Below are 17359 nucleotides of genomic sequence, written 5' to 3'. Positions count from 1 at the left end.
CGGCGGGGGTGAGCACAGAGCGCTCAGCTCGAACTCCAAGAGAGGGTTCGAGCCCTCCGTCATGCCCGCACCCGGAAACGCTCCCGCTCAGCCGGGCCGGATGCTAGCCGACGGTGCGACCACACGCCCGACAGCCGAAGGTGAACCCGCGCCCTCAGCGGTCACGGGCGGAAGAGCGTCTGGCGAGCCTCTCGGATTACCTCTTCGATGCGGCTCTGCTGGTCGGGGGTCAGCCGGTCGGCGACGTCGAGGAGGTCGAGGCCGATCACTTGGAGCTGGTCGGGCAGGTGGAGGTCGCTGGCCAGGCGGGGAACCTCGCGTCGGGGCTCGCCTTCGGCTTCGGCGTCGAGGTCGGCCAGGGCCTGAACGAGGGCGTGCATCGCCTCGGCGTTGCCGCCGGAAGACCAGCGAGCGGGCGACCAGTGGCGCGTGCCTTCGACGACGCGCCCGATCGCCCGCTCGAGTGTCGGTTCCATGCGGGGGCTACTCCTGGAAGTAGCTCAGCAGCCGCAGGAGGTTCCAGTACAGGAAGATGAGTCCGGCGGTGAGACCGAACGCGCCGGCCCAGGCGAACTTCTTGGGGGCGCCCGCGTTGGCGGACTGCTCGATCATGTCGAAGTCGAGGATGAACGAGAGCGCGGCCCAGACGGTGATGCCGATCGTGATGATCCACTGGAGCGCCGAGACCGACTCGCCGGGAGCGGCGAACAGGCCGAGGTCGGCGCCGAACATGCTCGCGCCGAAGTTGACCAGGATCAGGGCGAAGATGCCGAAACCGGCGCCGACCATGATCTTGGTGAACATGGGCGAGTTCTTGAGGATGCGGAACTTGTACAGCGCCAGCATCCCGCCGAAGACGAGTACGGTGCCGAGCAGGGCGTTGACCACGATGCCCGGGTAAATGTTCTCGAATACGGCGCTGACGCCGCCGAGGAGGAGGCCCTGTCCGGCCGCGTAAATGAAGCAGACGACCGGATTCATCACCGGTTTGAACATCGAGAACAGGATGATGCCGAGGCCGACGAGGGCGCCGATGGTGCCGAGCGTCATCGCCGTCGAGATCGCGGACTCGTCGCCGTTCTCGATGCCGCTGGAGACCATGGACCAGGTGACCATGGCCGCGACGAAGGTGGCGGCGACCAGTGCGACGGTCCGGACGATGACGTCGTCGATCCGCATGGACTCGACCTGCGGCGCCTGGGTCATCTGCCCGTAGGGCCCGTATGCCGAGCCCATGCGCTGCTGCTCGGTGTACTGGCTCTTCATCATGTTTCTGAGGGATGAGTTTCTGCTCTGCATGTCTGCGGTCCTCCGTTTATGTCAGGGCACCATAAGCGTAACCGGTCGCCGCTGGGAATCGCATGAGCGGCGGGGGAGACCTGCTCCCCCGCCGCTGCCGCTGTTCCGGTCCGGTATCAGATGACGTTCACTCGGCCCGGCTCGGGCGCCTCGACCGGGGATTCGGGCGAGGAGTTCTCGGCGAACCAGGCCTCGAACGCGTCGAGGTCGATCTCGCCGGTGACCCGATCGGTGCCTTCGGCGAGGACGTGGAACGAGTCACCGCCGTCGGCCAGGAACGAGTTGACCGTGACCCGGTAGGTCTGGTCTGCGGCGATGGGTTCGCCGTGGAGGGTGAGCGAGTCGGCGACGATCTGGTTGGTGCCCTCGGCACCGGTGTCCCAGGTGTAGGTGAAGCCCTCGGAAACCTGCATGAACAGGGTGGTGTCGCGGTCCTCGCCCGGGAGCTGCTGCCGGAGCATGGTGAGGATCTGGTCGCCGGTCAGGTCCATGGTCACCAGGTAGTTGTTGAACGGTTGGACGGTGTAGAGCTCGCCGTAGGTCACGACGCCGGGGTCGCCTTCGTCGTAGAGCAGGTCGGCGCGGACGCCTCCGGGGTTCATGAAGGCGATGTCGGCGCCGCCGAAGTCGGGGTCGGCGGTGCGTTCGAGCTGGGCGTCGGCGATGAGGCTGCCGAGGCCGAACTCCTCGGCGCGGGTCTCGCCCCGGGTGATGTCCTCGGCGATGTAACCGACCGGGCGGTTGGCGACCTCTTCGACGTCGTCGAGGTGCTGCTGGACGAGGTCGGTCTGGAACGGGTCGGGCTCGACGTCGCGGGTGACGACGGTGTTGGAGCCGGTGACCGAGGAGCGGACGATGTCCTTGGTGCGCTTGTCGTAGCTCGCCTCGATCTCGGTGAAGACGCGTCCGTAGGAGGAGGCGGAGGTGACCATGCGGCTCTGGCCGGCCGGGTCGGGCACCGAGCAGACGTACTCTTGGTGGGTGTGGCCGGTGACGACGATGTCGACCTCGGCGGTCATGTCCTCGGCGATGTCGACGATCGGGCCGGACATGCCGACGCCGGACCCGTCGAGGGACTCGCAGTCGTGGCCGGTGTCCTCGGCGACCGGGACGCCGCCCTCGTGGAGCAGCACCACGATCGAGTCGACGCCTCGGCCGGTGAGCTCGGCGGCGTATTTCTCCGCGGTCTCGACCTCGTCGAGGAACTCGATGCCCTCGATGCCTGATTTGGCGACGATGTCGCCGGTGCCTTCGAGGGTCATGCCGATGAAGCCGACCCGGACGCCGCCTTTGAACTTCTTGATCCAGTAGGGCTCGAGGACCGGTTCGCCGGTGGCCTCGTCGACGACGTTGGCGCCCAGGTAGGGGAAGTCGGCGCCGGCGTAGTCGGCCTCGCCTTCGATGTGGCGGTTCAGGTCGTCGATGCCCTTGTCGAACTCGTGGTTGCCGACGCTGGAGACTTCGACGCCCATGGCATTGAGCGATTCGATGGTGGGCTCGTCGCCGAAGGCGGCCGAAAGGAACGGGCTGGCGCCGATGAGGTCGCCGGCGGCGACGGTGGTGCTGTACCGCTGGCCGTCGCGGGCCTGTTCGAGGTGGGTGGCAAGGTATTCGGCGCCGCCGGCGGGGACTTCCTCGCCGTGCAGTTCGTGGGTGAGGCCGTCGCCGGCCTCGAGGTTGCCGTGGAAGTCGTTGATGGCCAGCAGTTGCAGGTCCACCTGGCGTCCGTGGCCCTTGCCGTTGTCGTGGCCGGGGCCGTTGCCGGGGCCGGCGTCGGCGGATCCGGCGCCGAACGCGAGCACGGCCGCGGCCACTGCGCCGGCGGTGGCGGCCGCGAGGTAACGTTTCGGTTTCATCTTCAAGGTCGCTCTCCAGGGGGTCGGACGGGAAGGCGCGGGGCAGGTCGCTCCGAGCTTCATCCAATCATGGGACGTTTTCGCTCCGGTCAATAGAACATAGCGGACCGGCAACGGCCGAGTGAAGGGTTCCGGTGGATCGAAAAGGGCTTTCCAATAGCACAGCGGCCCCTTCCGCACATCCTCCATCCCGAATTCCGAGAGTAATCATGTGACTGCAAATCCCTTGCGCCACAACGGGTTGTTACCACACCGTAACGACGATTTGTCCACAAAGCCTACGGTTGCCCCACCCGATAACGATTGCTACAGTCACTCCGAGGAATACTCGTATAACAGCTCGTCGCAACATGGTGGGGACCGTCGACCAGGCGGTTGGGACGGGTAGTCCTGACATGCCCACAGGGGGTACCTATGACCGGCTACTTCACGAACGACCAGCATGAGGTCCTCAGAAAGGAGGTCCGGGACTTCGCCGAACGCGAAGTCCGGCCCCGAATCCCCGAGATGGAGGCGACCCGTATCGTCCATGAGCGACTGTCGAAGCTCATCGCTCGACAGGGCTGGCTCGGCGTCACCGTTCCGCGCGAGTACGGCGGCATGGGCATGGGCCACTTGGCCAAGACGATCATCATCGAGGAGCTCTCCCGCGTCTCGGGCGCGATGGGCGCGATGGTCCAGGCCTCGCAGCTCGGGGTCGCCAAGATCATCCACTTCGGCAGCGACGTCCAGAAGAAGACCTGGCTCCCGGCGGTCGCCTCCGGGAGGTGCCTGCCGACCATCGCGGTCACCGAGACCGCTTCGGGCGGGCACGTGCTCGGGATGCAGGCCACCGCCACCCGCGACGGCTCCGACTACATCCTCAACGGCCACAAGGTTTTCGTGGGCAACAGCCACGTCGGGGACCTGCACGGCGTGGTCGTGCGCACCGGCTTCGGCTCGAAGGGCCTGTCGGCCTTCCTGGTGGAGGCCGACCGCCCCGGCTTCGCGCTCTCGCCGCAGCAGTCGACGATGGGCCTGCACGGATTCAGCTTCGGCGAGCTGCGGTTCGACGACTGCCGCGTCCCGGCCGCCAACATGCTCGGCGCCGAGGGCGACGGGCTGCCGGTGGCGTACTCGTCGTCGATCCTCTACGGACGCTCGAACCTGACCGCGGTCTCGCTCGGCATCCACCAGGCGATCCTCGACGCGACCGTGAAGTACGCCAAGGAGCGCCACCTCTACGGCAAGCCGCTGTCGGAACTGGACAACATCAAACAGAAGATCGGCCAGATGACCTCCCGGCTCATGACCGCGCGCCTCACCGCCTACCACGCGGTGCACCTGCTCGACCAGGGCATGGCGTGCGACGTGGAGCTGATGAACGCCAAGCTCGTCAACGTCGAGTCCGCGTTGGACTCGGCCCGCGAGGCAATGGAGGTGCACGCCGCGGCGGGGCTGTCGACCGACCGGCCGATCGAGCGGTACCTGCGCGACGCATATCACATCTTCGCGCCGGCCGGCACCTCGGACATCCAGCGGCTGCGGCTGGCCGAAGAGTCGCTCGGGCGGTCCCGGGGCCAGTGGTCCGAACGGATCGTCCACGGAGAGCCGGTCGCGGTCTCCTAGCCGCGGCACGTCTGGAGGGATCGGCCAGACGCTGCCTGAGTACGGAGAGCGGCGCCCCGCGCACCTCTGGAGGGATCGGCCAGAGCGTGAACGGGCCGGGCCGCGCGAAGCGACCGGAACCGAACCGCGAGGAGGCGGCCGGGGCCGCCTCCTCGGTCTACGTCCCCGTCTGCTCCCGCCCGTCCTGATCGGAGCGGTCGCGGATGTGGTCCATGACCTTGGCGGCCATGTCCTTGATGATCTCCAGGCCCGGGCGGCCCCAGTCGTGGACCTCGGTGTCGACCACGCACACCGTGCCGAGCGTGTTGCCCTCGTCGTCGATCAGGGGCGCGCCCAGATAGGAGCGGATGCCGATCTTGTCGACCACCGGGTTGCCCGCGAAGCGCGGGTAGTCGCAGACGTCGCCGAGTACCAGTGCCTTCTGGCGCACCACCACGTGCGGGCAGTAGCCGTGGTCGCGGTCCATCTCCCGGCCCACGTCGGGCGCCGCCTCGGCCCCCGCCAGCGCCTCCGAGGAGCCGTCGCCGGCCGGGACGGCCAGGCCGGCGAAGTACTGGTGTTCCTCGTCGATGAAGTTCACCATCGCGTAGGGGGCACCGGTGACCTCGGTCAGTTCGCGGGCGAGGCCGTCGAATTCGGGGTCGGGTTCGTTGTCGATGCCGAGCTTGCGCAGGCGCTCGACTCGATCGCGTGCCATGGGATCGTCGGGTGTGATGGTGAGTCTGAAGTCTTGGTGGTCGCTCATGTGCAGCTCCTAACCGGGCGGTCGCCGACGCGGCGGCCATGAGGTGCTTGGTCAGGGTGACCAGCACGATGGTAGCCGATCGCGAGTCGCGAGCGTCGCAGCAGACGATCGGGATGTCGGGTTTGAGGTCCAGGGCGGTGCGGACTTCCTCCGGGTCGTAGTGGAACGAGCCGTCGAACTCGTTGACCGCCACGATGAACGGGGTGCCGCGTCGTTCGAAGAAGTCGAGGGCCGAGAAGCAGTCGGACAGCCTCCGGGTGTCGGCCAGCACCACGGCGCCGAACGCGCCGTCGGACAGTTCGTTCCACATGAACCAGAATCGGTCCTGGCCGGGGGTGCCGAACAGGTAGAGGATGTGGCGGAGGTCCAGGGTGATCCGTCCGAAGTCGAGGGCTACGGTGGTGGTCTCCTTATTTCCCAGGCCGGTCATGTCGTCGGTGCCGATGCTGGCGGTGGTGATGGTCTCCTCGGTGCTGAGCGGTTCGATCTCGCTCGCCGCGGCGACGAAGGTGGTCTTGCCGACGCCGAACCCTCCTGCGACCAGGAGCTTGATGGCGGTGGGCAGGGCCGGCTGGGAGGGTTGTGCAGGCGAACGCTCAGAGTCGCCGTTGTAGGCCATTGAGGAGTGCCTCCAATACGGTTCGGTCGGTGGGATCGACGGCGGAGTCGGGGGCGTGGGCGGTGAGAGCCCCGACGTCGACGAGGTCGGCCAACAGGACCTTGATGACCATGGCCGGGAGACGCAGGTGCGCCGAGACCTCGGCGACCGAGATCGGCTCCCGGCATAGCAGCAGGGCCTCGGCGTGCTCCGCTTCGAGCTGTGAGGGCCGTAGCTGCCCGGTGGCGCACACCAGTGAGAGCAGGTCCAGGTCCGCGCTCGGGGCCGTGCGGCCCTTCGAGACCGTGTAGGGGCGGACCAGCGGGCCGGCGTCCTCGTCGAGCAGCGGGTGGTCCTCGAAGTCGGACATCAGCCCACCATCTCGCCGCTGGCGGCGGTGTTGCGCACGGGCGTCTCCAGGTAGGGGCGGACGCTTTTGACCAGGATGGACATTTCGTAGCCGAGTACGCCGGCGTCGGCGTCGCGGCCGGCGGTGACCGCCAGTACGGCGCCGGCACCGGCGGTCGAGACGAACAGGAGCGTGTCGTCGAGCTCGGCGACGACCTGGCGGACGCCGCCGGTCGAGCCGAATTGGGCGCCGGCGCTGCGCGCCAGCGAGAACATGCCCGACGAGATCGCCGAGAGTTGGTCGGCCTCGTCGTTGCCGAGCCCGTGGAACGCCTTCTTGATGCCGTCCGATGACAGCAGGAGGGCACTGCGGGTATGCGGGACCTTTTTTATCAGGCCTGCCAGCAGCCAACTAAGATCCGTCGTTTGCGCCGCTGCCTCATCGCCTGCCATTAGGCCTCCTCGTGTCTGTTCGGAGTAACGGAACTGCCAGAGTTGGGGATCTGGTTGGGGTCGTCCTGCGTGTCGGCTTTGGTGAGCCCTTGCTGGAACGCCTTCATCAGGCCCGGGTCGTGTCCGGCCTCGGACCCGCGGGCCGCAGGCTGCGGGGATTCGCGCAACTGCGGAGCGAGGTGGGATTGCTTGTTGCGCTTCGGCAGTGCCGGGCGATTGTCGACGTCGCGGCTCGGTTCCGCTCCGCCCGTGCGGGGCGCATCGACGGTGGCCGTCTCGAGGGTGTCGTAGCCGGCCGGCGAGGTGGGATTGGCGGGCGAGTAGGTGGGGGCGGGGCCGTATCCGGGGGCGACCCGCGGTGGGGCGGGGTCGTGGCCGGTGCCGACGGCCGGCTGCGGGAGGTGATGGCGGCCGGTCTCGGCGCCGTTGTGCGACATCTGGACGGACGGCAGCGCCGGCTGCGGGGGTTCGGAGGGCCGGCGGACCGGGATGTCGCTCTGGGCGGGGGCCGGTGAGGGGGCGGCCGGTGCCGCGGCCTTCGGGGCGGGCGCCGAGGTCGGGGCGTCGCCGAGGAGCTCTTCGGCGATGATGAGGATCGACTGGGTGCCGCCGAAGATGTTGGTCTGGAGCTGCACGGTGAGGCCGTGGCGGCGGGCCAGGGAGGCGACGACGTACAGGCCGATGCGGCCGTCGGCGAGCAGTTCGTCGAGGTCGACCTCGTCGGGGGCGCCGAGCATCCGGTTGTAGCGGTCGCGCTCGTCGGGCTCCATGCCGAGGCCGCGGTCCTCGACCTCGACGGCGAGTCCGGCGCGGACCTTCTGGACGCGGATGAGGACCTGGGTCTGCGGGGACGAGAAGGAGGTGGCGTTCTCGACCAGCTCGGCGACCAGGTGGATGATGTCGGCGACGGCGTGTCCCTTGAGGTTGCCGTCGATGGGGCGGACCAGCTTGACGCGGGCGTACTGCTCGACTTCGGCGACCGCCGAACGCAGGGCCTCGTAGACGTTGACCGGCCGGGACCACTGGCGCCGCGAGGGGGCGCCGCCGAGGACGGCGAGGTTCTCGGCGTGGCGCCGGATGCGGGTGGCGAGGTGGTCGACCGAGAACAGTCCTTTGAGGAGGTCCGGGTCCTCGACCTGGTTCTCCAGGTCGTCGAGCTGCTCGATCTCCCGGTGCACCAGCGACTGCAGGCGCCGGGCGAGGTTGACGAAGATGCCGACCCGGGAGTGGACCGAGGCGGTCTCGATCGGAGTGGGGACGGCGGGGGCCGACGCGGGCGGGGGCGCACCGTTGTTCTGGTGGGCGGCGGGGGCGGCCTTGGGGATGCCGCGGGCGATCAGGGCGTCGGCGACCTGGCGGAGGAGTCGCGCCTCGGCGGTCAGTACGCGCAGGGCCTCGTCGGTGGTGGCCGGCTGGTGGGCCTGGTTCGGCATCGGGATGGCCCAGCGCTGTTCGAGAGGCAGGTTGCGCTGCATCTCGTCGAGGATCTGCCAGATCTTGAAGTGGGTCTCGACCACCGACCGGCGGACCTCGGCGACCTGTCGGCCGACGTCCTCCTCGACGCCGGAGGCGGAGCGGGCGGCGAGGTAGGCGATCAGGGCGAGCACGGCGGCCGCGCCGCCGAGCACGAGCGCGGGGACCCAGACCGGCCGGGAGCCGAGGTCGACCCGCCAGACCAGGGCCGCGACGGCGGTGCCGACTCCGGCGGCGCCGAGCATCGGCAGCAGGGCCAGGCGCAGCAGGCGAGCGCGGAGGTCGGTGTGCTCGTTCGCGGTCGGTTCGGGACGGTCCTGCGGGCGGCCGTCGGAGGGCGCCGCGCCGTTCAACTGGGTGGGCGCGGCCGTATAGGCGGGGCCGGCGGGTGCCGCTCCGTTGGGCGGGCCCTGGCCGGCTGCGGGAGCCGGTCCGCCGGAGAGGGCCGGGCCATTCGATGGATAACTATGGGTTGTGGACCGAGGTATTTCGGGCATCGCCATCCTCACGACACAGGCCAATTGACTTCGCGATACCGGAAAGTGGCAAAGTCATTGCAGCAGAAGGAAACCGGCTCCCCGCCGTCTGGTTCGACACGATGGTATCAGCGCTCTTTCCCTGGATAGCATGCCTACCCATCTCAGTCAACATGGAGATGAATCGGGAACACGGCGCCGCAAGGACGCAATCGGACAGGTGTGCGCCTGTTGACCAGGCGCACCGTAGCGGTTCGTGACCGCCTGCGAGACGGAGCGTCGGGCTCGGGGTACCGCCCGTATAGGGGAGCTCACGCACAATGCGGTCGACCATACTCGATGCCCGGCAGGCACTTCGGGGCGGGCGGGCACCGGACCGGCGGACCGGTGCCGTTGAGCCCCTTAGCGGCGACGGCTGTGCCCGAGACGGGATTCGAACCCGCAAGCCGCGCGACGGCCGGTTTTAAGCCGACTGTGTCTACCAGATTCCACCACTCGGGCCCGTAGGAGAAACGCTATCGAGAAATCGCCCCGCGTGGTTCACTCGAACGCGCTCCGCTACGGCGAGACCGGGTTTTGTCGGGAGTACGACAGTGGGGTCGCACCGCTGCGGTGCGACCCCACTGGGGCGCAAACAGTCACATGCACCACTGCCGCAACTCCCGCTGCGGCGCGGGCGATCCGGCCTACACCAACTGCTTGGGCTCGGCGTAGTGGCAGGCGGCCCGCGTGCGGCCCTCGTGATCGGTGCGCAGCGGCGGTTCGATGTCGATGCACGCCCGCTGGTGTCCCTCCGAAAGGGTCTGGAACAGCGGGCAGCGGGTGCGGAAGCGGCAGCCCGAAGGCGGATCGGACGGGCTGGGCACGTCGCCGACCAGGACGATCCGCTCCCTGGAGCGCTCCTTGCGCGGGTCCGGCAGCGGGATCGCCGACATCAGCGCCTGCGTGTACGGGTGCGCCGGACCGGCGAACAGGTCGTCGGTGGTGCCCTCCTCGACGATCTTGCCCAGGTACATCACCGCCACCCGGTCGGCGATGTGCCGCACCACCGACAGGTCGTGGGAGACGAACAGGTACGACAGGCCGAGCTCGTCCTGGAGGTCCTCCAGGAGGTTGATCACGCCGGCCTGGATCGACACGTCCAGCGCGCTGACCGGCTCGTCGAGCATGAGCACCCGCGGCTCCAGCGCCAGGGCTCGGGCGACGCCGATGCGCTGGCGCTGCCCGCCGGAGAACTCGTGCGGGTAGCGGTTGCGGTGCTCGGGGTTGAGGCCGACGGTCTCGATCAGGGCGTTGACCCGCTCTCGGCCGTCGCGCTTGAACAGGCCGTGGACCCGCAGCGGCTCGGCGATGATCTCGAAGACGGGCATGCGCGGGTCGAGCGAGGCCATCGGGTCCTGGAAGACCAACTGGATGTCGCGGCGCATCGGCCGCATCTGCTTGCGGCTGAGCTTGGTCAGGTCTCGCCCGTCGTAGAGGACCTCCCCCGAGGTCGGCTCGATGAGGTTCATCATCAGCCGCGCGGTGGTGGACTTGCCGCAGCCCGACTCGCCCACCAGCGCCACGGTCTCGTGCGCCCCGATCTGGAGGGTCACGCCGGAGACGGCCTGGATGGAGCCGATCCTGCGGCGCACGATCCCCTTCGAGCGCACCGGGAACTCCTTGACCAGGTCGTTTCCGGAGATCACCGGCGGCGTCTGGGTCTGCGGCGTGTCGAGCATCGCGTTCACTGGTCCTCCTCCTGGTCGTCGCCGAGGTCGGGGTCGGCGGTGTCGGCGGCGAACACCTCGTCGGGGGTCTTGCCTTCGAGCTCGTCGGCGAAGTGGCAGGCCGACACGTGCCCGCTGGGACCGGTCGGCAGCAGGTCGGGCTCGGTCTCGGCGCAGACGTCCCGGGCCATCGGGCAGCGCGGCCGGAACGGGCAGCCGGGCGGCAGGTGCACCATCGACGGCGGGGTGCCGTGGACGGTGCTGAGCCGGTGCCCGCGGGCCTCGTCCATGCGCGGCAGGGAGCCGAGCAGGCCGAGGGTGTAGGGCATGCGCGGTTCGTAGAAGATCTCGTCGACCGTGCCCACCTCGACCGGGCGCCCGGCGTACATCACCAGCACGTCGTCGGTGTGGCCGGCGATGACGCCGAGGTCGTGGGTGATGAGGATGAGCGCGGCGTGGACCCTTTCGCGGGCCCGCTCGAGGGCCTCGAGTACCTGTGCCTGCACGGTGACGTCGAGCGCGGTGGTCGGCTCGTCGGCGATGATGACGTCCGGGTTGTTGGCCATGGCGATGGCGATGACCACCCGCTGGCGCATGCCGCCGGAGAGCTCGTGCGGGTAGGCGTCGACGCGCTGGCTCGGATTGGGGATGCCGACGGTGTCGAGCAGCTCGATCGCCTGGTCTCGGGCCTCCTTCTTGGAGACGTCGGTGTAGTGGACGCGGATGGCCTCGATCAGTTGGGCGCCCACGGTGTAGACCGGGTTGAGGCTGGTGAGCGGGTCCTGGAAGATCATGGAGATCCGCTTGCCGCGTATCTGGGACAGGGCAGCGTCGCCCAGGCCGAGCAGTTCCCGGCCTTCGAGCCGGGCCGAGCCGGTGATCCGGGTGGTCTTGGGCAGCAGGCCCATGATCGCCAGGGAGGTGACCGATTTGCCCGAGCCGGACTCGCCGACGATGCCGAGCGACTGGCCGCGGCGCAGCTCGTAGTTGACCCCGCGGACGGCGTGGACGGGTCCGTCGTCGCTCGGGAAGGACACGTTGAGGTCCTCGACCTCGAGCACGATGTCGCCCTTGGCGACATCGCGGGTGCCGTCGGCCCTGGTGCCGTTGACCGTCACGTCCATCGTCTACCGCCTCACCATCGTCTGCCGGGGGTCCATCGCGTCGCGCAGTCCGTCACCGACGAAGTTGATGGTGAGCGCGATGAGGATGATGAATATCCCCGGGATGTAGAACAGATACCAGCGTTCGTTGAAGGCCGATCCGCCCGCGTTCTGGATCAGCAGTCCCAGTGAGGTGTCGGGTGGCTGGATGCCGAGGTTGAGGTACGAGAGCGTCGTCTCGGCCAGGATCGCGAAGGCGATCTGGAGCGTGGCCGAGACGATGATGATGCTGGTGGCGTTGGGGATCAGGTGCCTGAAGATGATGTGCGCGTCGCTGCCGCCTACGGAGCGGGCCGCTTCGACGAACTCCTTCTCGCGCAGGCTCAGGACCTCGGCGCGGACGGCGCGGGCGGTGCCGAGCCAGCCGAAGACGGCCAGGATGATCGCCATGTGCCACCAGGTGGTGCCGCCGCTGATGTTGCCGGCGAGCGCGGCGGTGATCACCAGGAAGGGGATCACGAAGAGGATGTCGACGATGCGCATCAGGATCGCGTCGACGATGCCGCGGTAGAAGCCGGCGACCGCCCCGACGATGGAGCCGATGGCGGTGGCGCCGAACGCCACGGTCAGGGCGACGTTGAGCGACTGCCGGGTGGCGCGCATGACCGCGCCGAGCATGTCGTGGCCGACCTGGTCGGTGCCGAACGGGTGGTCGAGGGTCGGTCCGGCCAGGGACGGGATCTCGCGGTGCAGCGTGTGGTCCCATTTCCACAGGAAGGGGCCGACGTAGGCGAACAGGACGATGAGCACGAACAGGATCAGGCTGGTGACCGCGAGCCGGTGCCGCAGGAACCGGCGCAGGACCATCTCCCATTGGCTGCGTTCCTTGGTGGTGATGGCCTCGGCGGAGTAGTCCGTGCGTTTGATGCTGTCACTCATAGCGGATCCTCGGGTCGAGCACGCCGTACAGGAGGTCGGAGATCAGCACTCCGATGAGCGTGAGTACGCCGGCGATGAGCAGGTAGGCCATCACCGCGAACGAGTCGGCGGCCTTGATCGAATCGTAGGCGTAGGCCCCCAGGCCGTTCCATCCGAAGATGCGCTCGACGACCAGGGAGCCGCCCATCGCGGTGACGATGGCCAGCGGCGCGAAGGTGGCGATGGGGATCAGGGCGGTGCGGAGGGCGTGGCGCCGCATCACGGTGCGGTTGCGGACGCCTTTGGCGCGGGCCAGGCGCACGTAGTCGGAGTTGAGCACTTCGAGCATCGCCGCCCGCTGGTAGCGGGCCATGGAGGCGTAGCTGGTGAGCATGAGCACGAAGGTCGGCAGGATCATGTAGGGCAGCGCGTCGAGCAGGACCTCCCAGCCGTTGCCCTGGAAGCCTCTGGTGGAGTCGCGGTAGGTCTTGAACAGGTCGGTGCCGAAGGCGCCGTTGAGTGCGACGCCGGCCTCCTTGACGAGGGTGGCGAACCAGAAGGTGGGCAGGGCCAGGCAGACGAAACCGACGAGGGTGAGCAGGTAGTCCACGGCCGAGTACTGCTTGACCGCCGAGATCACGCCGGTGAGGATCGCGATGCCGACCGAGGCGACCACCGCCAGCAGGACCAGGCGGACGGTGATCCAGAAGCGCTCGCCGACCTCCCCGCCGATGTCGGTGGTGGGGCCCTCCACCGACGGTCCCCATTTGCCCTGGATGAGGCCGATGTCGCCGTTGGTCTCACCGATGCCGGTGAGCCACAGCCAGTAGCGTTCGGGCATGGACCGGTCGTAGTAGAGCTGGGCCTCGAGCTCCTCGACCACGTCCGGCGATACCGGGTCCCCGGTCGACTGCTCGATGAGGAAGATCTGCTCCTGGACGGGGTCGCCCGACGTCTCCACGAGGGCGAACGACAGGATCGACGCCCCCAGGAGGATGGGGACCATCATGACGATGCGCCGGAAGGTGAATGCAAGCATGGTTCCTCGATAACTCCGAATGCGTGCCGTGCGGGGACGGAGGGGTTTCGGGCCGGGTCACGGGCGCTCCGTTCCGCGGTGTCGCAGCGGGCGCGCTACCGCATGGCCCGGTCGCCGCCGACCTGGACCGGAGTCGGGGAGGCGAGGACCGCGACCAGAGTATCGACGGTGGGCAATACGTAGGCATCCGGGACCACCTGGTTCGTCGGCTTCGTTGGCTATGCGGGCGGCTTCATCGTAGTCGAGGGCGCCTCCGAGCCGATTCGGATTCCCGTCCGGTCCGGGGTCGTCGACGGCTTCGAGCTCGAGGTCGTCGAAGGTCGTCCGCGCCGCCGCGGTCGAGGCGGTCGCCGGGCGTGCCACTGCCGGCTTCGGTCGTCGCAACTTGACTCCTTGCGGGTTCCAGGGTCGCTCCGCGATGGGGCCGGGTGTGCGGCCGCCGGGGGCGGGCTCGCTGCGGAACGGGGCGCATCCCGGGTGGCGGGTGGCGCGGGATACAGCTTTCCACGGAACGGGGCCCGGGTGCCCCTCCCGACGAACAGATGAGCTTCGTTCGTTATAAATCCGTTACCACAGGAGTCTATCTACTCGCTCTGGAACGTCGCGCGGGGCCGGCCCTGGGGGCCGGCCCCGCGCTATCGGTCGATCCGTGTCGTCGTCGCTGGGACGTGCGGTGCTACTCGACCGTCCAGTCCTCGACGTTCCAGAGCGGGCCGGACTGGCTGTTGCCGTTCATCTCCAGGCCGCCGACGCGGTCGTTGAAGATGTTCGACTGCGGCTGGTCCGAGATCGGCAGGACGTAGGCGTTCTCGGTGACGATCTCGACCGCCTCGTTGGCCGCCTCGGCGGCCTCGTCGAGCGAGGAAGTGCCGCGGACGCCCTCCAGGACGTCGTCGAGCCCCTCGACCTCGAGCCCGCCGAAGTTCGAGTCCGAGTCGGAGCACCAGAACTGGCACGGGCCGACGGTGAAGGCCGGGTTGCCCGACCAGCCGAACAGGATCATGTCGTACTCGGCGCCGAACAGCACGTCGGCCAGGTCGCCGTCCGGGATCGGGTCGAGGACGACCTCGACGCCGATCTCCGACAGGTAGGACTGGGCTAGCTCGGCCATCTGCTCGCGCGGCTGGTTGCCGGCGCCCATGCGCAGGTCGATGCTGACCGCTTCGCCGTCCGGGGTGGTGAGCGCGTCGCCGTCCCAGGCGTAGCCGGCGTCCTCGAGGATCGTGCGTGCGGCGTCGACGTCGCCCGAGCCCTGGCCGGTCTCCGAGATCGCGTCGACGTAGTACGGCGAGTTCTCGGAGAAGATGTGGTTGGTCTTCTGCTGCAGGCCCGCCTCCGGGTAGACGCGCTCGATCATGTCGGGCACGTCGATCGCGGTGAAGATCGCCCGGCGCAGCTCCACGTCGGACAGGAATTCGTTGTTGGTGTTGAAGTCGAAGTGGTCCCAGATCGAACCCGCGAAGACCTCGTAGAAGAGGTCCTGCTCCTGGTCGAGCTGGGCGAGGGCCTCGCCGTCGTAGGCGGTGGGCCAGGCGCCGTCGATCGAGCCGTTCCGCAGCTCGGTGACGAGCGTGTCGGTGCCCTCGACGACCTCCAGGGTCAGCTCGGTGAGAGCGGGCTCGGCCGAACCGGCGTACTCGGGGTTCGGCTCATAGGTGATGTACTCGCCGGCCTCGAAGTCGGTGGCGATGTAGGGACCGGCCGACCAGGTCGGCGGGTTCTGACTGAACCAGACGACGGCCTCGCCCATCACGGCCGGGTCGGAGGCCCAGTCCTCGAAGCCGTTCTCCTCGGCGATGTGGGCCGGCAGCCGGAGCGGTTCGTAGTTGATGCTCCACTCCGGGTCGAGGTAGCCCTCCTGGTAGGTGACGACGATCTGGCCGTCGGTCTCCTCGATGGACTCGATCTGCTCCCAGCCGGTCGTGCTGGCCGGAGCGCACTGCTCATCGCAGTGCTCCTCGAGGCCAGAGGCCGCGTGCCAGGCGAAGATGAAGTCGTCGACGGTGATCGGGTTGCCGTCACCCCAGTTGGCGTCGGCGTTCAGCGTGTAGGCGACCTGGAAGGGCTCCTCGCTGAGCAGCTCGGGCTCGGCGCCGAAGACGGCGTCGTTGTACTCCCACTCGCCGTCGGGGTTGAACTCGCCGCCCTTGGCCATCATCGGGGTTATGGCCTGACGCAGGTACGAGTTGTTCCCTTCGGTGGTCCACAGGTTCCAGCTGTCTCCCCAGCTGGAAGCGATGGCCCACGTCACCACTGCGTCTTCGCTGCCGCCGTCTTCTCCGTCGCCGCCGTCGCCGCCGCAGGCGGACAAGGCGAGAGCGGACGATGCGGCGATGGCGATGCCTGCCGCTGCTCTCCGCTTCAGGGTCATAGATCTCCTCCAAGTTTCTTGCCGAGGCCGTCGCTGGGTTTGGGGAGCGAGAGCGTCGTCGCCTCGCTCGAAGCGGTGGGTCCGCCGCGCTCCGGCTCGGAGTCGGCGGTCTGTGTCACCCTCGGCGGTGTGTTTGCAACATTAGACAGGGGCGCTCCGGTGCGGAACTACCCGGTGACCAACTGGAGTCCATTCGTGATAATTCCGTGACATTGTGAACGTCTCCCCACTTTGCACCGCCCCTCGATGCACCGGCGACGCCCGGTGTTCGTGATGCAGACGTTACCGGACGGGGACCGGCGCATCAGGCATTCGATTGCGGTGGGGGCGGCACAGTGTGGACGATGGTACCCCTGGAGTCGCCGCGCACGGGAGCCCGGAGGCCGACCGGCGCTCGGAGGTTCACCGCGGGGCGAGGGGTTTGACGTCCATCAGGCGGCCGTCGTCGCGGTGGAGGACCCACCCGGAGCCGGGCGGCAGGTCGGCGGCGCCGTCGAGGGGCAGGGCCAGGTCGTAGGCGGACAGGTCGTGGGCGTCGCGGGCGGCGACGGCGACCAGGAGGGCGCCGAGGACTGGGCCCTCGGCGCAGACCACGGCCGTGCGGCGGGGATCGTCGGGCAGGGCGGCCGAGGCGCGGGAGGCGAGCCAGGCGGCGGTGTGGGCTGGGCCGCCTCCGCCGGGGAACTTCGGGTCGTCGGCGGTCAGGCCCTCGCTGGTCTCGACGGCGAGCTCGAGGCGGGCCGCGAGCGGGGCGAGGGTGGCGGTGCAGGCCCGGCCGGGGGCGCTGCGCAGCACGGCGGGGCTGTAGAGCTGGAGGAAGTCGGCCATCGCGCGGGCGCGACCGGCCTCGGGCGGGCCGAGCCGGGCGGCCGCGGTCGAGGCCGACGCGTGGCGGAGGAGGACGAGCGCCGAGAGCATCAGCCGGCCCCGCACGCCGGGAGGGAACGCATGGGCACGATGCTGCGGCCCCAGGTGAACGATGAATGAACTCGAGCCTTGCCCGGAGGTGAATTCTGTCCGACGGCGAGGACTACGGTTGGTGACGCATGTCCTCGTACTCGGGGTGGGAGTCCATCCAGCGTTTCATGAACGGGCAGGTCACGTAGACCTTGGCGTCCTTGTCGCGCAGGTCGTCCAGCGCGAACCTCGCGAGCCTGCCGCCCTGCCCCCGCCCGCGCAGCGAGCGGTCGACCTCGGTGTGCGGCAGCACGATGAACTCCCCGCGGCTGAGGTATTCGAGGTATCCGAGCACGTTTCCGGACTCGTCGCGCAGCTCGTAGCGGTGCTCGTCCGGGTTGTCGGCCACGACCAGATCTGCCATGCCCGAAAGCCTAGCCCCGATCGGGTCTGCTCGGCCCCGAAC

At 68.7% G+C, this 17359-nt stretch carries 16 protein-coding genes, 1 tRNA gene and 1 pseudogene; 1 reads left to right on the top strand and 17 read right to left on the bottom strand.

From position 1 onward, the window contains the following. Positions 1-161: 161 nt before the first annotated feature. From CUT39_RS14990 to CUT39_RS14980, 3 genes are all read right to left on the bottom strand, one after another. Entirely contained in the window at positions 162-476 is a 315-nt protein-coding gene (locus tag CUT39_RS14990; RefSeq protein ID WP_100447947.1) for a hypothetical protein, read from the bottom strand. 7 nt (positions 477-483) lie between these two features. After that, positions 484-1269: a Bax inhibitor-1/YccA family protein gene (locus tag CUT39_RS14985; RefSeq protein WP_157930703.1), complete on the bottom strand. Its 786-nt coding sequence runs from the start codon at positions 1267-1269 to the stop codon at positions 484-486. Between the two features lie 146 nt (positions 1270-1415). Then, positions 1416-3155 (bottom strand): bifunctional metallophosphatase/5'-nucleotidase, encoded by a 1740-nt coding sequence (locus CUT39_RS14980; protein WP_100448285.1) that lies wholly within the window; start codon positions 3153-3155, stop codon positions 1416-1418. Between the two features lie 414 nt (positions 3156-3569). Here CUT39_RS14980 and CUT39_RS14975 point away from each other — a divergent pair, with 414 nt between their 5' ends. Beyond that, entirely contained in the window at positions 3570-4763 is a 1194-nt protein-coding gene (locus CUT39_RS14975; RefSeq protein WP_100447943.1) for an acyl-CoA dehydrogenase family protein, read from the top strand. Between the two features lie 157 nt (positions 4764-4920). On the opposite strand, the gene CUT39_RS14970 is transcribed toward CUT39_RS14975, so the two are convergent. The 14 genes and pseudogenes from CUT39_RS14970 to CUT39_RS14910 all read right to left on the bottom strand — a co-directional run bounded on the left by CUT39_RS14970 (position 4921) and on the right by CUT39_RS14910 (position 17317). Beyond that, positions 4921-5508: a GAF domain-containing protein gene (locus tag CUT39_RS14970; RefSeq protein WP_100447941.1), complete on the bottom strand. Its 588-nt coding sequence runs from the start codon at positions 5506-5508 to the stop codon at positions 4921-4923. Positions 5509-5527: 19 nt separating this feature from the next. Next, positions 5528-6127: pseudogene (locus CUT39_RS14965) on the bottom strand (GTP-binding protein); the annotation flags it as partial. Continuing rightward, positions 6105-6476 (bottom strand): DUF742 domain-containing protein, encoded by a 372-nt coding sequence (locus CUT39_RS14960; RefSeq protein ID WP_100447939.1) that lies wholly within the window; start codon positions 6474-6476, stop codon positions 6105-6107. The pseudogene CUT39_RS14965 and the gene CUT39_RS14960, both read right to left, overlap by 23 nt. Further along, on the bottom strand, positions 6476-6907 hold the full coding sequence (locus CUT39_RS14955; RefSeq protein WP_100447937.1) for a roadblock/LC7 domain-containing protein: 432 nt from the start codon (positions 6905-6907) through the stop codon (positions 6476-6478). Before CUT39_RS14955 ends, CUT39_RS14960 begins: the two co-directional genes overlap by 1 nt. Next, positions 6907-8733, bottom strand: a complete 1827-nt coding sequence (locus CUT39_RS21520; protein ID WP_100447935.1) for an ATP-binding protein — start codon at positions 8731-8733, stop codon at positions 6907-6909. Before CUT39_RS21520 ends, CUT39_RS14955 begins: the two co-directional genes overlap by 1 nt. A gap of 541 nt (positions 8734-9274) precedes the next feature. Continuing rightward, positions 9275-9357: transfer RNA gene (locus tag CUT39_RS14945), tRNA-Leu, on the bottom strand. 185 nt (positions 9358-9542) lie between these two features. After that, positions 9543-10577, bottom strand: a complete 1035-nt coding sequence (locus CUT39_RS14940) for an ABC transporter ATP-binding protein (RefSeq protein WP_100448283.1) — start codon at positions 10575-10577, stop codon at positions 9543-9545. A 5-nt stretch (positions 10578-10582) separates the two neighbouring features. Continuing rightward, positions 10583-11689, bottom strand: coding sequence for an ABC transporter ATP-binding protein (locus CUT39_RS14935; RefSeq protein ID WP_100447933.1), 1107 nt, complete (start codon positions 11687-11689; stop codon positions 10583-10585). Between the two features lie 3 nt (positions 11690-11692). Continuing rightward, positions 11693-12607 carry an ABC transporter permease gene (locus tag CUT39_RS14930; protein WP_100447931.1) on the bottom strand — a complete coding sequence of 305 codons (915 nt, stop codon included), beginning with the start codon at positions 12605-12607 and terminating at the stop codon, positions 11693-11695. Next, positions 12600-13625, bottom strand: coding sequence for an ABC transporter permease (locus CUT39_RS14925; RefSeq protein WP_100447929.1), 1026 nt, complete (start codon positions 13623-13625; stop codon positions 12600-12602). Before CUT39_RS14925 ends, CUT39_RS14930 begins: the two co-directional genes overlap by 8 nt. A gap of 676 nt (positions 13626-14301) precedes the next feature. Continuing rightward, the gene (locus tag CUT39_RS14920) at positions 14302-15996 is read right to left on the bottom strand and encodes an ABC transporter family substrate-binding protein (protein ID WP_100447927.1); all 1695 of its coding nucleotides are present in this window, start codon (positions 15994-15996) and stop codon (positions 14302-14304) included. Continuing rightward, entirely contained in the window at positions 15993-16115 is a 123-nt protein-coding gene (locus CUT39_RS21515; protein ID WP_269799167.1) for a hypothetical protein, read from the bottom strand. Before CUT39_RS21515 ends, CUT39_RS14920 begins: the two co-directional genes overlap by 4 nt. 283 nt (positions 16116-16398) lie before the next feature. Further along, the gene (locus CUT39_RS14915) at positions 16399-16929 is read right to left on the bottom strand and encodes a hypothetical protein (RefSeq protein WP_100447925.1); all 531 of its coding nucleotides are present in this window, start codon (positions 16927-16929) and stop codon (positions 16399-16401) included. Positions 16930-17026: 97 nt separating this feature from the next. Further along, on the bottom strand, positions 17027-17317 hold the full coding sequence (locus tag CUT39_RS14910; protein ID WP_100447923.1) for a GNAT family N-acetyltransferase: 291 nt from the start codon (positions 17315-17317) through the stop codon (positions 17027-17029). Positions 17318-17359: the final 42 nt, after the last annotated feature.

The sequence above is a fragment of the Glycomyces xiaoerkulensis genome, from assembly GCF_002798405.1.
GTDB classification, from domain to species: domain Bacteria; phylum Actinomycetota; class Actinomycetes; order Mycobacteriales; family Micromonosporaceae; genus Glycomyces; species Glycomyces xiaoerkulensis.
Note: the sequence above shows the minus strand (reverse complement) of the source record. Positions and strands in the feature narration are given on the sequence as shown.

What these genes read in the sequence shown, in the direction of transcription:
- CUT39_RS14990 (WP_100447947.1), bottom strand. Translation starts at nt 476, where the DNA reads ATGGAACCGACACTCGAGCGGGCGATCGGGCGCGTCGTCGAAGGCACG.
- CUT39_RS14985 (WP_157930703.1), bottom strand. Translation starts at nt 1,269, where the DNA reads ATGATGAAGAGCCAGTACACCGAGCAGCAGCGCATGGGCTCGGCATAC.
- CUT39_RS14980 (WP_100448285.1), bottom strand. Translation starts at nt 3,155, where the DNA reads ATGAAACCGAAACGTTACCTCGCGGCCGCCACCGCCGGCGCAGTGGCC.
- CUT39_RS14975 (WP_100447943.1), top strand. Translation starts at nt 3,570, where the DNA reads ATGACCGGCTACTTCACGAACGACCAGCATGAGGTCCTCAGAAAGGAG.
- CUT39_RS14970 (WP_100447941.1), bottom strand. Translation starts at nt 5,508, where the DNA reads ATGAGCGACCACCAAGACTTCAGACTCACCATCACACCCGACGATCCC.
- CUT39_RS14960 (WP_100447939.1), bottom strand. Translation starts at nt 6,476, where the DNA reads ATGTCCGACTTCGAGGACCACCCGCTGCTCGACGAGGACGCCGGCCCG.
- CUT39_RS14955 (WP_100447937.1), bottom strand. Translation starts at nt 6,907, where the DNA reads ATGGCAGGCGATGAGGCAGCGGCGCAAACGACGGATCTTAGTTGGCTG.
- CUT39_RS14940 (WP_100448283.1), bottom strand. Translation starts at nt 10,577, where the DNA reads ATGCTCGACACGCCGCAGACCCAGACGCCGCCGGTGATCTCCGGAAAC.
- CUT39_RS14935 (WP_100447933.1), bottom strand. Translation starts at nt 11,689, where the DNA reads ATGGACGTGACGGTCAACGGCACCAGGGCCGACGGCACCCGCGATGTC.
- CUT39_RS14930 (WP_100447931.1), bottom strand. Translation starts at nt 12,607, where the DNA reads ATGAGTGACAGCATCAAACGCACGGACTACTCCGCCGAGGCCATCACC.
- CUT39_RS14925 (WP_100447929.1), bottom strand. Translation starts at nt 13,625, where the DNA reads ATGCTTGCATTCACCTTCCGGCGCATCGTCATGATGGTCCCCATCCTC.
- CUT39_RS14920 (WP_100447927.1), bottom strand. Translation starts at nt 15,996, where the DNA reads ATGACCCTGAAGCGGAGAGCAGCGGCAGGCATCGCCATCGCCGCATCG.
- CUT39_RS14910 (WP_100447923.1), bottom strand. Translation starts at nt 17,317, where the DNA reads ATGGCAGATCTGGTCGTGGCCGACAACCCGGACGAGCACCGCTACGAG.